Origin of the sequence: Phenylobacterium sp. (assembly GCF_030681155.1) — a bacterium.
Classification (GTDB): domain Bacteria; phylum Pseudomonadota; class Alphaproteobacteria; order Caulobacterales; family Caulobacteraceae; genus Phenylobacterium.
The window spans coordinates 13,592-28,680 of sequence record NZ_JAUXXE010000042.1 but is presented as its reverse complement, the minus strand read 5'-3'; the positions used below and the strand labels follow the sequence as shown (position 1 = coordinate 28,680).

The following is a 15,089-nucleotide window of genomic DNA, read 5'->3' as shown; positions in this document are numbered from 1 at the left end:
GCGGTATGGCGGGTCGCGCCGCCTTGGAAAAATGTCGCGCCCGGACAGCCCCTTAGGGCGCCGACCTCTCCACCATTATCAAACGCTTGTTTGCGTGACGCAACGGCGCCCAAGCGTTGCAGCGCGATTTTTCTAGGGCTCGCCCTACTGAGCCGGCGCCCTGGCCGGTTGAGCGCGAGCCGCCTCGTCCAGCGCCTCGCTCTCCTCGGCCAGCATGGGGGTGCCAAGGCCGGTGTCGGCCGCCGATCCGTGCGGCAGGCCCTTCATCAGCGTAGCCTTGCGCCAGCCGCCCCAGCGATAATAGCTCGCCGCCAGGACCAGCGAGATGATCGAACCCAGCGGGAAGCTCCACCAGATGGCGTCCTGGCCCAGATAAGGCTCCAGGAACTGGGCGAACGGGATCCGCACGAACCACATCGAGACCAGCAGCCCGATCAGCGGCGGCCACACCGCCCCGGTCGCGCGAATGATGCCGTTCAGCACGAAGGCCATGCCGAACGGAATGAAGCCCCACAGCACATAGGCGTTGATGTGCATGGCGATGGGGGTCGAAGGGCTGGAGGCCGGAAGGAACAGGAGCAGCACCCACGGCTCGATCAGATAGATCAGCAACACCGGCACGCCGGTCATCACCATGGCGATCAGCACCCCTTGCTTGGCGATCGCGCCCACGCGGTCCATCTTGCCCGCGCCAACGTTCTGGGCGGCCATCGACGACACTGCGGCGCCCAGCGCCATGGCTGGCATCTGGATGTAGGTCCACAGCTGGATCGCCGCGCCGTAGCCGGCGGCGGTCTCCGAGCCATAGGCGTTGACGAAGCGGATCATCACCACCGCCGCGCCGGAGATGACCAGCATCTGCAGGGCCATCGGGAAACCCTTCACCACCAGGGTCTTGAGGATCTCCATCTGCGGGATCAGCATCCGCCATTCGTGGCGCTTCAGGATCAACACGCTGTCGGTGCGGTAGAGATAGACGATCATCGCCGCCAGGGTGACCGTCTGGCTGATCAGCGTGGCGGCCGCCGAGCCAGCGATGCCCAGGGTCGGGAACGGCCCGACCCCGATGATCAGCAGCGGGTTCAGGATCACGTCCATGCCGACCGCGAAAACCGAGAACCAGAAGGGCGTCTTGGAATCGCCCGCCCCGCGCTGCGCCATCATGACGAACGAGAAGAAGTACATGAACGGCATCGCGAGGAAGATCACCCGCAGATAGATGATCGCATCCCGCGTCGCGTCTGGCGGGGTCTGCATGATCTTCAGCACCGCCGGGGTCAGCAGATAGCCCGCGACCCCGACCGCCAGGGAGAGCACCAGGAAGAAGGTGGTGGCCGAACCGACCACCCGCTTGACCATGGCCAGATCCTTGCCGCCCACCGACTGCGAGATGAGCAGGTTCGCGGCCATGCTGATGCCGAACACGGCGCCCAGCATCAGGAAGAAGATGTTGTTGGCGTTGACCGTGGCGGTCAGGGCCGCCTCGCCCAGCACGTGACTGACCCAAATGGCGTTCGCCGATCCGTTCAGCGACTGCAGGATGTTGGAGCCAAGCACCGGCATGGCGAAGACAATCAGAGTCTTGGCGATCGGCCCGACCGTCAGGTCCTGCATTCCCGCGCGGGGACCAGCGCCCCCAGGAGGCCCGCTCATACGGCCGGCCGCGGCCTCTTTCGGCGTCGAACTCACAATCGCTCCCCAAGGCGCGATGAATGCGCGCCGGCCTGCCCCCGGCCCACCCTTGAATACGGGCGAGGCTCTTGCTTGGCACGATCGCCAGGGGAGTAGGCGAAGCAGACTCTAGGCGCGGCGCCCATGGCTGTCATCCAGGAAGCCGCTAGGCGTTCGCCAACCGGCTCCTGACCCGGCCGTACAGCAAGTAGACCACCACCCCGATCGCGTTCCAGATCAGGAAGTTGACGATGGTCGAGACCGGCAAGGTCGAGAACAGATAGAGGCAGCCCGCCACCGCCATTGGCCCGACCAGCCACCACAGCGGCGTGCGGAACGGACGCGGCAAGTTCGGGGAACGCCGGCGCAGCACCATCATCGCGACCGCCGTGGCGATAAAGGCCAGCAAGGTGCCGGCGTTGGCCAGGGCGGCGATCTCGCCCAGCGGCAGCAGGCCCCCGATCACCGCGGCGACCACGCCGGTCAGGATGACGACCGGGGCCGGCACGCCGCGCGCGCCGACCGCCGCCAGCCGGCGCGGCAGCAGGCCGTCGCGCGCCATGGCGAAGAAGATCCGGCTTTGGCCGAACATGAAGACCATGATCACCGTCGGCAGTGCCACGACCGCCGCGCCGGCGACGACAGCGGCGACTTGCGGATGGCCGAGGCCGCGCAGGATGAAGGCCAAGGGTTCGGGGCTGGCGGAGAACACCTCGAACGGCGAGGCGCCCAGCGCCGCTGCCGCGACGATCATGTAGATGGCGGTGCAAGCGATCATCGAGCCGATGATGCCGATGGTCAGGTCGCGGCCTGGGTCCTTGGCTTCCTCCGCCGCCGTGGAGATCGCATCGAAGCCGTAGAAGGCGAAGAAGATGATGCCGGCCGCCGCCGCCACCCCGCGCTTGACGCCGTCCGGTCCGATCTGAGCGCCGAACCCAAACGGCGCGAAGGGGTGGAAGTGCTCGGGATTGAAGCTCGGCAGGGTGAGCGCGACGAAAGCGCTGAGCGCCACCAACTTCACCAGCACCAGGATGAAATTGACCGTCGCGCTTTCGCGGGTGCCGACCAGCAGCAGGCAGGTGACCGCCAGGGTGATGAAGACCGCCGGCAGGTTGACGATTCCGCCCGCGTGGGGACCGGCCAAGAACTCCGCCGGCATGTTCCAGCCCGCCTGCTGCATCAATCCGCCGGCATAGCCCGACCAGCCGACCGCAACGGTAGAACAGACGACGGTGTATTCGAGGATCAGGCTCCACCCGACCACCCAGGCGATCAACTCGCCCATGCCGACATAGGAATAGGCGTAGGCGCTGCCGGCCTGCGGCATCAGGGTCGACATCTCGACGTAGCAGAGCGCGGCGAAGGCGCAGACCGCCCCGGCCAGGGCGAAGGAGAGAATGACGCCCGGCCCGGCTAGGCCCGCCGCCACGCCGGTCAGGGTGTAGATCCCGGTGCCGATGATGGCGCCGACGCCCAGCGCCATTAGATGCGGCCAGCCCAAAGTACGGATCAGGCTGTGCTCGCCGTGGCTGGCTGGGGGCTCGACCGGCTTGCGGCGCGTCACGAAGCTCATCGAATTCCCCCGACAATGCAGATCGGCGCCGCCTTCTATGGAACACGGTGATTCTTCGCGAAGCCGAGCCAGGACGTTAGCTGAAATTGCCCTTGGCGCCAGAACCCCGGGGCGCCAGCTTGGCCGTTCCATTGCACAGGTGAACTGATCATGCGGCTCGCGCCTCTCGCCATCATCCTCAGCCTGGCCGCCACGCCAGCGCTCGCCGATGACGCCGCACTGAACAAGCTGGTCGCCGACTATGAAGCCTACAGCCTGTCGCAGGACCCGCTCCTGGCCAGCAGCCAAGGCGATCGCGCCGCCCTGTCGCGACTGCCGGACCCCAGCCTGGCCGCCGATGTCGCCCGGTCCAAACGGCTGAAGGAACTTCAGAAACAGCTCGCCGCGATCAAACCCAGCGAGCTTTCAGCCCCGGCCGAGCTGAACCGCGAGTTCCTGGAGTGGACGCTTGAGCGCCAGATTCAGCGCCTGGCTTTCGACGAAGCCCGAATGCCCTTCAGTTCCGACGACGGCTTCGACTGGACCATCAGCTACCTGGCCTCATCCACGCCGATGCGGACCTTGGCCGATGGGCAGGCCTGGATCGACCGTCTGAACGCAGTCCCGGCCTACTACCGCGCCGAGATCGTCAACGCCCGGCGAGGGATCAAGTCGGGCTTCACCCAGCCGCGCAGCACGAGCGAGCAGGTGCTGGCCCGCGCCAAGGCCCAGGCCGCAGCGCCCCTCGCGGGCGACCCGATGCTGGCGCCGCTGGAGCAACTGCCGACCTCGATCCCCCAGGCGGAGCGCGAGGCCCTACAGGCCGAAGCCCTCGCCGTCGTCCGCGACAAGATCCGCCCGGCCCAGGCCGAGTTCGCGACCTTCCTGGCAACCGAGTACCTGCCCGCCAGCCGGAAGCAGCTTGGGGCGCGCAGCCTGCCCGGCGGCGAGCGCTACTATGCCTGGCTGGTCGAGAACCACACGACCACCAAGCTGACCCCTGACCAGATCCACCAGAACGGCCTCGACGAGGTCGCGCGGATCCGCAGGGAGATGGACGGCGTGATCGCCCAGACCGGCTTCAAGGGCGACTTCGCCGCCTTCCAGACCTTCCTGCGCACCGATCCTCAGTTCTACGCCACCTCGCGCCAGGACCTGCTGGAGAAGGCTTCGGAGATCGCCAAGCGGATCGACGACCAGCTCCCAGCCTGGTTCGCCACCCTGCCGCGCCTGACCTACGGCGTGCGGCCCGTCCCCGCCGACGTCGAGGCCGACTACACGACCGGCCGCTATTTCTCCGGCAATCCAAAACTGGGGATCGCCGGCGGCTACATGGTCAACACCTACAAGCTCGACCAGCGGGGGCTCTATGAGCTGCCGGCCCTGACCCTGCACGAAGCCGTGCCCGGCCATCATCTGCAGATCGCGCTCAGCCAGGAGGCGCAGGGCGTGCCGATGTTCCGCCGCGAGGCCGATGTCAGCGCCTTCATCGAGGGCTGGGGTCTCTATGCCGAGAAACTCGGCGGCGAGATGGGAATCTATCGCAACGCCTATGAGCGGTTCGGGCGGCTGTCCTACGAGATGTGGCGCGCCTGCCGCCTGGTGGCCGACACCGGCATCCACTGGAAGGGCTGGAGCCTGAACCAGGCCCGCGCCTGCTTCACCGACAACACGGCGCTATCGCCGCTGAACATCGAGGTCGAACTGGCCCGCTATGTCTCCTGGCCCGGCCAGGCGCTGGCCTACAAGACCGGCGAGATGAAGATCATCGCCCTGCGCGAAAAGGCCCGGGCCGAACTGGGCGACAAGTTCGACATCCGCCGCTTCCACGACGCGATGCTGCTGGACGGCCCCATGCCGCTGGACCTGCTGGAGCGCCGCATCGACGCCTGGATCGCGGCTGAGAAGGTGGGGTGAGCCACCGCGCTCAAGCAAGAGGCCGATGCTCCCCCTCTGGGGGAGCTGTCAGCAAAGCTGACTGAAGGGGACTTTGACTTCTGTCGCACGCCCCCTCCGTCGCGCTGCGCGCGCCAACTCCCCCAGCGGGGGAGGATCCAAGAAACTAGTCCGGCCACAGCTCCTGGACGTCGCCCTTGCGGTTCAGCACGCGCACCGCGCGCTTGACCACGGTCAGCAGGCGCTCCTTGCGGGCCTGCTCGTCGAAGGTCATGGCGCCGCGCGCCAGGCCTTCCAGCAGGAACCGTCCCAGATCGCGGCTGGTCTGGAACCGGGGATCCCCGCCGGCCTGAGCCAGAGCGAGGAAGCGGTCGCCGACCTGATTGTGGTCGAAGGCGCTCTGCGCGTTGGCCAGGCGGGCCCGCAGCATGGCGTCGGTGCGGGCGGCGGCCTCTAGCTCGGCGAAGGCGATGAACGGGATTTCGTGCAGCAGCGCCCAGTAGGCGTCGATCGCCTGCTCGGCGGCGTCTACGCCGGGCGCGACCGGACCGGACGCGGCGGCCTCGAACAGACGCGCGCGCTCGACCTCGATATGACTCACCGCCGCCTCGACCAGCTCTTCGCGGCTGGCGAAGTGATAGAGCATGGCGCCGCGCGTCAGATTCGCGGCGTCCGCGATCATGGCGTTGGTGGCGGCGTGATAGCCGACCTCGGCGAACAACCGCATGGCGGCGTCGAGAATTCGCGCACGGGTACGCCGAGACTTCGGCGTCTCCTTCGCAGGATAGGTTCGGGCGTCCATTGGACCTTGTTTTCGGGAGACCTGGGGAGGGTCGGCCTTCCCAAACCATTAATTCAAAAGCTGAGGCGACAAAAGGGCCACGTGCGCTTTCATGAGAATGACATGCAATCAGCCTAACCGATGAGCAGTTCTCCGCAGCCGAGGGGGCACGGAATGACTGATCTGACCATTCGCAAATACCGGACCGTGTTTATTTCCGACGTGCACCTGGGCACGAAGGGCTGCCAAGCCGAACTATTGCTGGATTTCATCCGGCATATTGAGTGCGATACGCTCTACCTCGTGGGCGACATCGTCGATGGCTGGAAGCTACGCTCAGGCTGGTATTGGCCGCAGGCCCACAACGACGTGGTGCAGAAAATTCTCCGCATGGCCCGCAAGGGCGTGCGGGTGGTTTACGTACCGGGAAATCATGACGACCGGATCCGAGAGTTCATCGGCATCCATTTCGGCGGCGTGGTCGTCGCTCGCGATGCGATCCACGAGACCGCTGACGGCCGCCGCTTCCTGGTCCTGCATGGCGACGAATTCGACGGCGTCGTCCAGCACGCCAAGTGGCTCGCCTTCGTCGGGGATTACGCCTACCGGGCGCTGATCGCCGCCAACACGCTGTTCAATCGGGCGAGGCGACGACTAGGCTTCGGCTATTGGAGCCTCTCGGCCTTCCTGAAGACCCGCGTCAAAAACGCCCTCCAGTTTGTCGAGAACTTCGAGGCCGCCGTCGCCGACGAGGCCCGTCGGCGCGGCGTCGACGGGGTGATTTGCGGCCACATCCATAAGGCCAAGATGCGCGACATCGACGGCATCGCCTACATCAACGACGGCGATTGGGTGGAAAGCTGCTCGGCCCTGGTCGAGCACGAGGACGGCCGCCTGGAGATCCTGGAGTGGGCCAAGCTGCGATCGTGGTCGGCGATCGATCGGACGATCGGCGCGCTCGAACCCTTGTCCGACCTGACGCTGGAGCCGGTGCTGGAGCCGCTGCGACACCCGGCCGCGGCTTGAACTAGGGGATAGGCCTCATTGACAGTTGCGCTGCTTTGGTGACAGCGTGACTGTCATGATACCGCCGACACGCTACACCTCGAGCCTGAGGGACCGCCAGAAGCAGGCGACCCAGGACCAGATCATGCATGCGGTGGCCCGCAAGCTGGAATCCGGACCGCTGGAGGACCTCAGCTTCGCCGAGATCGCCGCCGAGGCCGAGGTCGGCGAGCGGACGGTCTATCGCCATTTCCCCACTAAGGAAGCGTTACTCGGGGCCTTCTGGGCCTGGCTTCAGGCGCAGGCGCTGAGCCCCGCCCGCCCCTCGACCCGCATTCGCGACGCCATCACCGCGCCGCATGAAAACGGCCACCGGCCGATGCGCATCCTGCTGGTCACCGACGCCTGGGAGCCGCAGGTCAACGGCGTGGTCCGAACCCTGACCCGCGTGGTCGGCGAATTGAAGGAATTGGGCCACTCGGTCGAGGTGATCAGCCCCGACCAGTTCAAGACCTTCCCGCTGCCGACCTATCCGGAGATCAAGGTGGCGCTGGCCGCCCACGAGCCGGTGCAGGAACGCTTCAAGGCCTTTGAGCCCGAAGCCATCCACATCGCCACCGAGGGGCCGCTCGGCCTGGCGGCGCGGCGCATCTGCGTGGAGTGGAAGCTGCCGTTCACGACCAGCTATCACACCCGTTTCCCCGAATATGTCTCGGCCCGCCTGCCTTTGCCGCTGGCCGCCGGCTACGCCTACATGAAGTGGTTCCACAAGCCGTCGGGCCGCATGATGGTCACCACCCCGACCATGCGCACCGAGCTCGAGCACCACGGCTTTGGCAATATCTCGGTCTGGTCGCGCGGCGTCGACACCGTGATGTTCCATCCCAAGCGCGAGGACGAGCCCGACATCTTTGAGGGCCTGGCGCGGCCGATCTTCCTGTCCGTCGGCCGGGTCGCGGTTGAAAAAAACATCGAGGCCTTCCTGGGCCTCGATCTGCCCGGCACCAAGGTGGTGGTGGGCGATGGTCCGCAGCGCGAAGAGCTGATGGAGCGCTACCCCGCGGCGGTCTTCACCGGCGCGAAGTTCGGCGACGAACTGGCGGCGCACTTCTCCTGCGCGGACGTGTTCGTGTTTCCCTCGCTGACCGACACCTTCGGCTTGGTGATCCTGGAAGCGATGGCCGCCGGCATCCCGGTGGCCGCCTATCCTGCCCCCGGCCCCATCGACATCCTGCCGGGCTCGGGCGCCGGGGTGCTGGCCCACAGCGCAACCGAGGGCCTGCGCGAGGCCTGCCTGGAATGCCTGAAGCTCGATCGCAAGGTCGTGCGGGCCTTCGCCGAAGGCTTCTCCTGGCGCGCCTGCGCCGAGGACTTCGTGCGCAATCTGCAGCCCTATCCGGAACCGGAAAAGACTCGCTTCTGGCGCAAGCTGCGGCGTTTGGCGCGGGTGCGGCGGCGCAGGCCAGAGGCGGCCTGACGAACGACGCCCCACGTATCGACTAAGCGGAGAACGACCATGCCCGCGACCGCTCAACGCGTCGAATTTCCCGGTCATTCCGGCGCGATCCTGGCCGCCCGCCTCGACCTGCCGAACGGGCCGGTGCGGGCCTTCGCCCTGTTCGCCCACTGCTTCACCTGCTCCAAGGACCTGATGGCGGCTCGGCGTATCGCCGCGGACCTGGCGCGGCAGGGCGTGGCGGTGCTGCGCTTCGACTTCACCGGCCTGGGATCGAGCGAGGGCGAGTTCGCCTCGACCAACTTCACCTCGAACACCGCCGACCTGATCGCGGCCGCCGACTATCTGCGCGATCACTATCAGGCGCCCTCGGTGCTGATCGGCCACTCGCTGGGCGGGGCTGCGGTCCTGGCCGTCGCCAAGGACATCGCCGAGGTGCGCGCGGTGATCACCATCGGCGCGCCGGCCGACGCCAGCCATGTGCTGCATCACCTCGGCGCCAGCCTTCAGGAAATCGAGGAGAAAGGCGAGGCGCAGGTGGTGCTGGGTCTCAAGACCTTCACGATCAAGCGTCAGTTCGTCGAGGACGTCCGCCGCCGCTCGCTGCGCGAAGCGATCTCGACGATGAAGAAGCCGCTGTTGATCCTGCATTCGCCGCTGGACCAGGTGGTGGGCGTCGACAACGCCACCCGGATTTTCCTGGCCGCCAAGCATCCCAAGAGCTTTGTCTCGCTCGACAGGGCCGATCACTTCCTGACCGATCCCAAGGACGCGGCCTTCGCCGCCGAGGTGATCGGCGGGTGGTTGCCGCGCTACCTGGCGCAGGATGAACCGCAGGGCGATGAGCCCATCGAGCACGTCCAGATCATGGAGACCGGCGTCGGACGGTTCCAGAACGCCGTGCAGGCCGGACGCCATCGCCTGTTCGCCGACGAGCCCGAGAGCGTCGGCGGCTCGGACACCGGCCCCTCGCCCTATGATTTCCTGTCGATCGCCCTGGGCGCCTGCACCTCGATGACCCTGCGGCTCTACGCCGAGCGCAAGCAACTCGATCTCGGCCGCATCCAGGTCGATGTCTCGCACGAGAAGCTGCATGTCCGCGACGGCGTCGCCGGCGGCGAGAACGGCAAGATCGACTGCTTCACCCGGGTCATCTCGGTCGATGCGGAGCTGACCGAGGACATGCGCGCCAACTTCGTGGAGATCGCGGGCAAGTGCCCCGTGCATCGCACCCTGGAAGCGCGGTCGATGGTCGAGACCAAGATCCGCTCCAGGGACGAGGCCTAGCCAGAAACGGAAAATGCCGCAGGCCTTAGGGCCCGCGGCGCGTCTTTCTCCAGAGGTCGTGTCGTTCCAGGCGTATTAGGACGCCGGGCGCGCCATCGGCGTCAGGCTCTTGGCGATCGCTTGCTGACCGGCATGCTGGCTGGCCGGCAGCGGGATCAGGCCGCGGCCCTGCAGATAACCGCCCTTGCCCGTCGCCGCGTCGGAGACGAACTCGTTCAGGTATTCCTGCAGGCCCTGGGTCACCCCGATGTGGGCCTTCTTCACGTAGATGTAGAGCGAACGCGACAGCGGGTAGGAGCCGTCAGAAATGGTGGAGGCCGAGGGCTTCACGCCATTGATCGAGGCGCCCTTGATCTTGTCCATGTTCTCTTCGAGGTAGGACCACCCGAAGACGCCCAGCGAGCCGGGGGTCTTGGTCAGGGTGCCGACGATGGCGTTGTCGTTCTCGCCGGCGTCGACCCAGCCGTCCTTGCGCATCGGATCGACCAGTTCCTTGAACTTCTTCTCGTTGTTCGAGCGAAGTTCCTCGGCGGTCGGATACTTGCGCGCGCCTTCCTCGATGGCCAGCTCGACCCAGGCGTCGCGGGTGCCCGAGGTGGGCGGCGGGCCATAGACGTTGATGCGGTTGCCCGGCAGACCGGTGCCGATTTCGTCCCAGGTCTTGTAGGGGTTGGCGACGAACTTGCCCTGGCGCAGCACGTTGGCGGCCAGGCCGAGATAGAGGTGCTCGCGCTTGAAATTATAGTCCGGGCCGTCCTTATCGGTGGCCACGACGATACCGTCGAAGCCGATCTTGATCGCGACGATATCCTTCACGCCCTTGGCGGCGCAGGCGTCGAATTCCGACTTCTTCATCGGGCGCGAGGCGTTGGCGATGTCCGGGAAGGCGTCGCCGACGCCGCCGCAGAACAGCTTGATGCCGCCCCCGGTGCCCAGGCTCTCGATCTTCGGAGCCTTCTTGCCGGTCTTCTTGGCGTAGTTCTCGGCGACGCGGGTGGCGAAGGGGAAGACGGTCGAGGACCCGGCGGCCCAGACGTAGTCACGAGCGGCGTAGGCCGGCGCGGCCGCCGTCAGGGTGGTCGCCGCAGCCGCGGCGCAGAGCAGAAGCTTTTTCATGTGATGTCTCCTGTCGGCCCCGCGCGAAGCGGGGCCGCGCTATGGTCCTAGAAGTCGAGCTGGGCGCGCATCTGGAAGACGTTGACGTCCACGTCGCGGCCGACGACCGGGTTGTCGTTCTTGCCCATGGTGTAGTTGGCTTGGAACCGCACATAGGCCGTCGGGTAGTAGTTCACGCCGAGCGTCCAGGCGGTGTACTCGCCGGCGTCCTGCGAGAGCGTGCGCGATGCCGCCGTGGAGGCCGTCGAATAGGCGTCGGTCAGGTCGGCCCAGTCGTAGCGGACGGCCAGTTCGACGCCGCCGAAGCCGCCGGCGGTCACGGGGTTGAGGATCTTCGGACGACCGAACTCACCCTTGGTCGCGTCGTAGTTCCGCATCTCGCCCGTCGGCCAGAAGCTGGCGAAGACGTAGCCGACCTGCAGGTCCGGATCGCTGCCGGCCGAGGCGCCGGTCTTCAGGCGATCGACCTTGATGTTGGCGTATTCGCCTTGCAGCGAGAACTGGTTGTGCACCACCGCGCCTTCGACGGCGAAGGTGGTGTCCTTATCGCCGATGGCGCCGGAATTGATGTAGCGCGAGCCGAAGTTGGTGTTCGGACGGCTCTGATAGTTGAAGGCGGTTTCATCGCCATGGTCGCGCCAGCGAGCCGAAGCCGCGAGGTGGACCTTGGTGGTGTCGGTCAGGACCGGCGCGAACGAACCACGGCCGGTGAAGCCGATACGCTCTTCGCCCGCCGTCACGTCGGCGCTGTTGATCGAGTCGCCCTGCACGGCGCCGGTGACGGTCCAGTTCATGCCGTTCATCTTGGCGACGGCGCTGACCAGGTAGCTGTCGACGCCGAAGTCGCCGTACGGTCCGCGGTCCATGAAGGTCGTGAAGCGGGTCGAGGTGAGGTTCTCAAGGCCGGCGGCCTTGATGTTACCGAACATGATCGAGGTGTTGTCGTTCGGCTTCACTTCGATGACGACGTCATCCCACGACGGCGTGCCGCCGTTCACCCAGCCGCCTTCGATCTTGTAGGCGAGGTAGTTGTTCAGCTTGCCTTCGACGCCCAGGAACACCTGGCGGCCCCGGAAGGCGCGGAAGTTCTGGTCGGCGCCGGTTTCGCGGTCGACATCTTCGAACACCGCGTCCAGCAGCACCCGGCCACGAACCTTGAATTGAACATCGTCGTTGGTCCACTGCGGCGCGCCCTTCCAGGCGACCGTCGTGTCTTGAGCTTGCGCGGCGCTTGCGGCGAGCACGAAAACGCTCAGCGCCGCCCCGGCGCAGAGCGAGGTTCTGATCTTCATTATTAGGATCCTTGTAGAGCTATCCCCTTGGCCCTCTCAGGCTAGGGGCGGCTTAACGAGGTCCCGTGACGCTTCAGCCAATCTTTCGCGACAGCACGCCGTCCGTTTCGTGACGGGCTGGATTCAGATTTGTGACTTATGGTCTGTATACGGATAAATAGGCGCCCACACTCGGCGCCTCGCTTCGAGAGGCCGCGCATATGGATCCCCGGGACAAGAGCCCGGGGAGGACGATCAGGGGAGAAAAAGGCGACCGCCGACCACGACGGTCGCCCTAGGAACCGCGCTCTACAGGAGCCGCGAGCGCATCGCTTGCGAAAGGAAGTCGATCAGCGAGACGGCGACCACGATCACCACCGCGATGGCCGAGACCTGGGCGTAGTTGAAGCCGTTCAGGGCGTCGAACAGCAGCTGGCCGATACCGCCGGCGCCGATCAGGCCCAGCACCGTCGCCGAGCGGGCGTTGGATTCGAAGCGGTACAGCGCATAGGAGGTCCACAGCGGCGCGACCTGCGGGATCACGCCCCAGACCACTTCCTGCAGATGGGTGGCGCCGGTGGCGCGCACGCCCTCGACCGGTCCCTTATCGATGGCCTCGACGGCCTCGGAGAACAGCTTGGCGAGCACGCCGCCGGTGTTTAGCGCCAGCGCCATGACGCCGGCGAACGGACCAAGGCCCACGGCGACGATGAATAGCGTGCCGATCACCAGATCGGGCACAGAGCGCAGCAGGTTCATCAGCATCCGCATCGGCTGCTGGATCCACGGCGGCGAGATGTTGCGAGCGCAGGCCAGGCCGAACGGGATCGCCAGGATCACCGCCAGCCCGGTGCCCCACAACGCGATCTGCACGGTGAGCCACATCTGGGCGACATAGAGCCGCCAGTGCGTGAAGTCCGGGGACAGGAACTCCTTGCCGAACGAGCGCATGTTCTCGGAGTTCGAGAACAGCATCGGCAGACGGTTGATCTCGACCGGGCCGAAACTGATCATCAGCAGCACGATCACCGCGCCCCAGACCAGCAGGTCGGGCGCGCGCTGGGCCAGCGTCTGCGACGGGGCGGGCGGCACGACCGCCAGTGAAGCTTCCTTGGAGAGCATCAGGCGTCCGGGTTCATGGCGCGGCGCTGAGCGGCCTGGGCGCGAATGTCGTCAAAAGCCTTTTGGGCGGCGGCGATCTTGGTCGGGTCTCCGGCGCGCTTGGCGTCGGCCAGGACTTCGGCCGCCTCCATCTCGCGGACCGGATCGAGGTAGCTGTCGTCGGCGGCCTTGAAGCCGCCATAGGCCAGGCCCTTGAGCACTTCGCGCTGCTTTTCCGCGCGCGGGGTGTCGCCAACGCCATAGGTCAGGAAGAACTGGCGGATCTTCTCGCGCACCGCCGGATCGAGGTCCTTGCGGGCGACGATCGAGGATTCAGGCAGCGGCGGCGAGCGCCAGATGACTTCGATCTTCTCGGCGATCTGCGGGTTCTCGCGACCGGCGAAGACCAGTCCGACCGTGTTGTTGGTCGCGATGTCCAGCACGCCATTGGCCACGGAGAAGACGTTGGCCTGGTGGCTGGCCGAACGCACGGCCTTGAAGCACTTGGACGGCTCGATGTCCTTGGGCGTGAACAGATAGGCCATCGGAGCCAGGGTGCCTGAGGTCGATTTGGCGTCGCCCAGACCGAAGGTGTAGCGCTTGCCGCACTTCAGCACGTCGTCGAGCGTGATGCCGCTGCCCTTGCGGACGATCAGCACGGACTCGTAGGAAGCGATGCCTCCGGAATCGACCACGCGGCCCAGCACCTGGCCCTCAGCGCGGCGCGTGGCTTCCAGCGCCGGCAGGGCCGAGAACCAGCCCACCTGCACCTGGTTGAACCGCATCGCCTCGATCAGCGAGGTGTAGTTGGTGGCGAAGTAGGGCTTCACCTTGACGCCGGTATATTCCGACATGTCGTCCAGCAGCGGCTGCCAGAGCGGCGCCATCGACTGCTGGCTCTCGGCCGACAGGATGGAGAAGGTGATTTCCTTCGGCGCGCCGGCGGCCTTTTGCTCGGGCTCGCCACCGCAGGCGCCAAGCGCCAGGGCCGCGGCGACGCCAAAGGCGGTCAGCAGGTGTCGACGGATCATTTGGGGGCTCCTTCCCAGAAGACGTCTTCGAATTCCGGGCCGTAGATGTCGATAAGCTGTTTGCGTTCCAGGCCGTCGGCCGGGCCGTCATAGACGACCTTGCCGGCCTTCAAGGCCACGACGCGGTCGCAATAACGCAGGGCGTAGTCGACCTGGTGCAAGGTGACCACGACCGTCAGGCCGTCGTCCTTGTTCAGGTCGCGCAAGATTTCCATGACCCGGCGCGCCGAGACCGGATCGAGCGAGGCGACGGGTTCGTCGGCCAGGATGATCTTGGCCCGCTGGACCAGGGCGCGGGCGATCGCGCCACGCTGCTGCTGGCCGCCGGACAGGGTGTTGGCGCGCTGGGCGGCGTAGTCGGCCACCCCGACGCGGGCGAGCGCCGCCATGACCGCGGTCTTGGTCTCGGCCGGCCACAGGCCGAACAGGCCGCGCGCCTTGTTGATGCGGCCCAGCGAACCGAGGGCCACGTTGGAGAACAGGCTCAGGCGGCCGACCAGGTTGAATTGTTGGAAGATGAACCCGATGCGGATGCGCGCATCGCGCACCTTGCTGCTGATCTTGCCGTCGGACTGCACGATCCCGCCAAACGCCTCGATGCGGCCAGCGCCGCTGTCGATGGTCTGCAGGCCGCTGATCGAACGCAGCAGCGTCGACTTGCCCGAGCCGGACGGCCCGATCAGGGCGATCATCTCGCCCTTGCTCACATTCAATGAAACGGAATCGAGGGCGCGCCGAGAACCGAAGCTCTTCGAGGCGTTCCGCACGGACAGAACGGCGGCGTCAGACATAGATGGCGAGGCTTCCTCGGATCAACGCGCGCACGGGCGGGAACAACAGTAACCGTCCCCCCTTGCCACGGCTTCATGACATGTCGCGCGGCGTACGGTCTAGCGTCCGATCGCGCAACCCGCCGCGACAA

12 protein-coding genes and 1 pseudogene are annotated in these 15,089 nt (G+C 66.3%); 5 read left to right on the top strand and 8 right to left on the bottom strand.

The genetic code is table 11. The features are described 5' to 3' along the window. Positions 1–144: 144 nt before the first annotated feature. Both Q8M13_RS10705 and Q8M13_RS10700 read right to left on the bottom strand, forming a co-directional pair. On the bottom strand, positions 145–1,689 hold the full coding sequence (locus tag Q8M13_RS10705) for an MATE family efflux transporter (protein WP_305299941.1): 1,545 nt from the start codon (positions 1,687–1,689) through the stop codon (positions 145–147). A 148-nt stretch (positions 1,690–1,837) separates the two neighbouring features. Next, positions 1,838–3,244, bottom strand: coding sequence for an amino acid permease (locus Q8M13_RS10700; RefSeq protein ID WP_305299940.1), 1,407 nt, complete (start codon positions 3,242–3,244; stop codon positions 1,838–1,840). A gap of 150 nt (positions 3,245–3,394) precedes the next feature. Between Q8M13_RS10700 and Q8M13_RS10695 the strand changes: the two genes are divergently transcribed. Further along, positions 3,395–5,140, top strand: a complete 1,746-nt coding sequence (locus tag Q8M13_RS10695) for a DUF885 family protein (protein ID WP_305299939.1) — start codon at positions 3,395–3,397, stop codon at positions 5,138–5,140. A 145-nt stretch (positions 5,141–5,285) separates the two neighbouring features. Here the strand turns inward: Q8M13_RS10695 and Q8M13_RS10690 are convergent, their stop codons facing one another. Next, positions 5,286–5,921 (bottom strand): TetR/AcrR family transcriptional regulator, encoded by a 636-nt coding sequence (locus Q8M13_RS10690; protein WP_305299938.1) that lies wholly within the window; start codon positions 5,919–5,921, stop codon positions 5,286–5,288. 153 nt (positions 5,922–6,074) lie between these two features. Between Q8M13_RS10690 and Q8M13_RS10685 the strand changes: the two genes are divergently transcribed. The 4 genes and pseudogenes from Q8M13_RS10685 (at position 6,075) to Q8M13_RS10670 (ending at position 9,648) form a co-directional block, all read left to right on the top strand. Further along, positions 6,075–6,926, top strand: a complete 852-nt coding sequence (locus Q8M13_RS10685) for a UDP-2,3-diacylglucosamine diphosphatase (RefSeq protein ID WP_305299937.1) — start codon at positions 6,075–6,077, stop codon at positions 6,924–6,926. A gap of 55 nt (positions 6,927–6,981) precedes the next feature. Further along, positions 6,982–7,173, top strand: a pseudogene (locus Q8M13_RS21035) (TetR/AcrR family transcriptional regulator); the annotation flags it as partial. A 111-nt stretch (positions 7,174–7,284) separates the two neighbouring features. After that, positions 7,285–8,382: a glycosyltransferase family 1 protein gene (locus tag Q8M13_RS10675; RefSeq protein ID WP_305299999.1), complete on the top strand. Its 1,098-nt coding sequence runs from the start codon at positions 7,285–7,287 to the stop codon at positions 8,380–8,382. Positions 8,383–8,421: 39 nt separating this feature from the next. Beyond that, positions 8,422–9,648, top strand: a complete 1,227-nt coding sequence (locus Q8M13_RS10670; protein WP_305299936.1) for a bifunctional alpha/beta hydrolase/OsmC family protein — start codon at positions 8,422–8,424, stop codon at positions 9,646–9,648. Between the two features lie 75 nt (positions 9,649–9,723). On the opposite strand, the gene Q8M13_RS10665 is transcribed toward Q8M13_RS10670, so the two are convergent. From Q8M13_RS10665 to phnC, 5 genes are all read right to left on the bottom strand, one after another. Continuing rightward, complete coding sequence (locus Q8M13_RS10665; RefSeq protein ID WP_305299935.1) at positions 9,724–10,764, bottom strand: substrate-binding domain-containing protein; 1,041 nt, start codon at positions 10,762–10,764, stop codon at positions 9,724–9,726. Between the two features lie 47 nt (positions 10,765–10,811). Next, positions 10,812–12,056: an OprO/OprP family phosphate-selective porin gene (locus Q8M13_RS10660; RefSeq protein ID WP_305299934.1), complete on the bottom strand. Its 1,245-nt coding sequence runs from the start codon at positions 12,054–12,056 to the stop codon at positions 10,812–10,814. A 288-nt stretch (positions 12,057–12,344) separates the two neighbouring features. Next, complete coding sequence (gene phnE, locus Q8M13_RS10655) at positions 12,345–13,157, bottom strand: phosphonate ABC transporter, permease protein PhnE (protein ID WP_305299933.1); 813 nt, start codon at positions 13,155–13,157, stop codon at positions 12,345–12,347. After that, complete coding sequence (gene phnD, locus Q8M13_RS10650) at positions 13,157–14,167, bottom strand: phosphate/phosphite/phosphonate ABC transporter substrate-binding protein (RefSeq protein ID WP_305299932.1); 1,011 nt, start codon at positions 14,165–14,167, stop codon at positions 13,157–13,159. Before phnD ends, phnE begins: the two co-directional genes overlap by 1 nt. Continuing rightward, positions 14,164–14,958 carry a phosphonate ABC transporter ATP-binding protein gene (gene phnC, locus Q8M13_RS10645; RefSeq protein WP_305299931.1) on the bottom strand — a complete coding sequence of 265 codons (795 nt, stop codon included), beginning with the start codon at positions 14,956–14,958 and terminating at the stop codon, positions 14,164–14,166. The genes phnD and phnC overlap by 4 nt, the downstream gene beginning before the upstream one ends. Between the last annotated feature and the right edge of the window lie 131 nt (positions 14,959–15,089).

Excerpts from the sequence above, each read along its gene's own strand:
- Q8M13_RS10700 (WP_305299940.1), bottom strand. The coding sequence starts at position 3,244 with ATGAGCTTCGTGACGCGCCGCAAGCCGGTCGAGCCCCCAGCCAGCCAC.
- Q8M13_RS10695 (WP_305299939.1), top strand. The coding sequence starts at position 3,395 with ATGCGGCTCGCGCCTCTCGCCATCATCCTCAGCCTGGCCGCCACGCCA.
- Q8M13_RS10690 (WP_305299938.1), bottom strand. The coding sequence starts at position 5,921 with ATGGACGCCCGAACCTATCCTGCGAAGGAGACGCCGAAGTCTCGGCGT.
- Q8M13_RS10685 (WP_305299937.1), top strand. The coding sequence starts at position 6,075 with ATGACTGATCTGACCATTCGCAAATACCGGACCGTGTTTATTTCCGAC.
- Q8M13_RS10675 (WP_305299999.1), top strand. The coding sequence starts at position 7,285 with ATGCGCATCCTGCTGGTCACCGACGCCTGGGAGCCGCAGGTCAACGGC.
- Q8M13_RS10670 (WP_305299936.1), top strand. The coding sequence starts at position 8,422 with ATGCCCGCGACCGCTCAACGCGTCGAATTTCCCGGTCATTCCGGCGCG.
- Q8M13_RS10665 (WP_305299935.1), bottom strand. The coding sequence starts at position 10,764 with ATGAAAAAGCTTCTGCTCTGCGCCGCGGCTGCGGCGACCACCCTGACG.
- Q8M13_RS10660 (WP_305299934.1), bottom strand. The coding sequence starts at position 12,056 with ATGAAGATCAGAACCTCGCTCTGCGCCGGGGCGGCGCTGAGCGTTTTC.
- phnE (WP_305299933.1), bottom strand. The coding sequence starts at position 13,157 with ATGCTCTCCAAGGAAGCTTCACTGGCGGTCGTGCCGCCCGCCCCGTCG.
- phnD (WP_305299932.1), bottom strand. The coding sequence starts at position 14,167 with ATGATCCGTCGACACCTGCTGACCGCCTTTGGCGTCGCCGCGGCCCTG.
- phnC (WP_305299931.1), bottom strand. The coding sequence starts at position 14,958 with ATGTCTGACGCCGCCGTTCTGTCCGTGCGGAACGCCTCGAAGAGCTTC.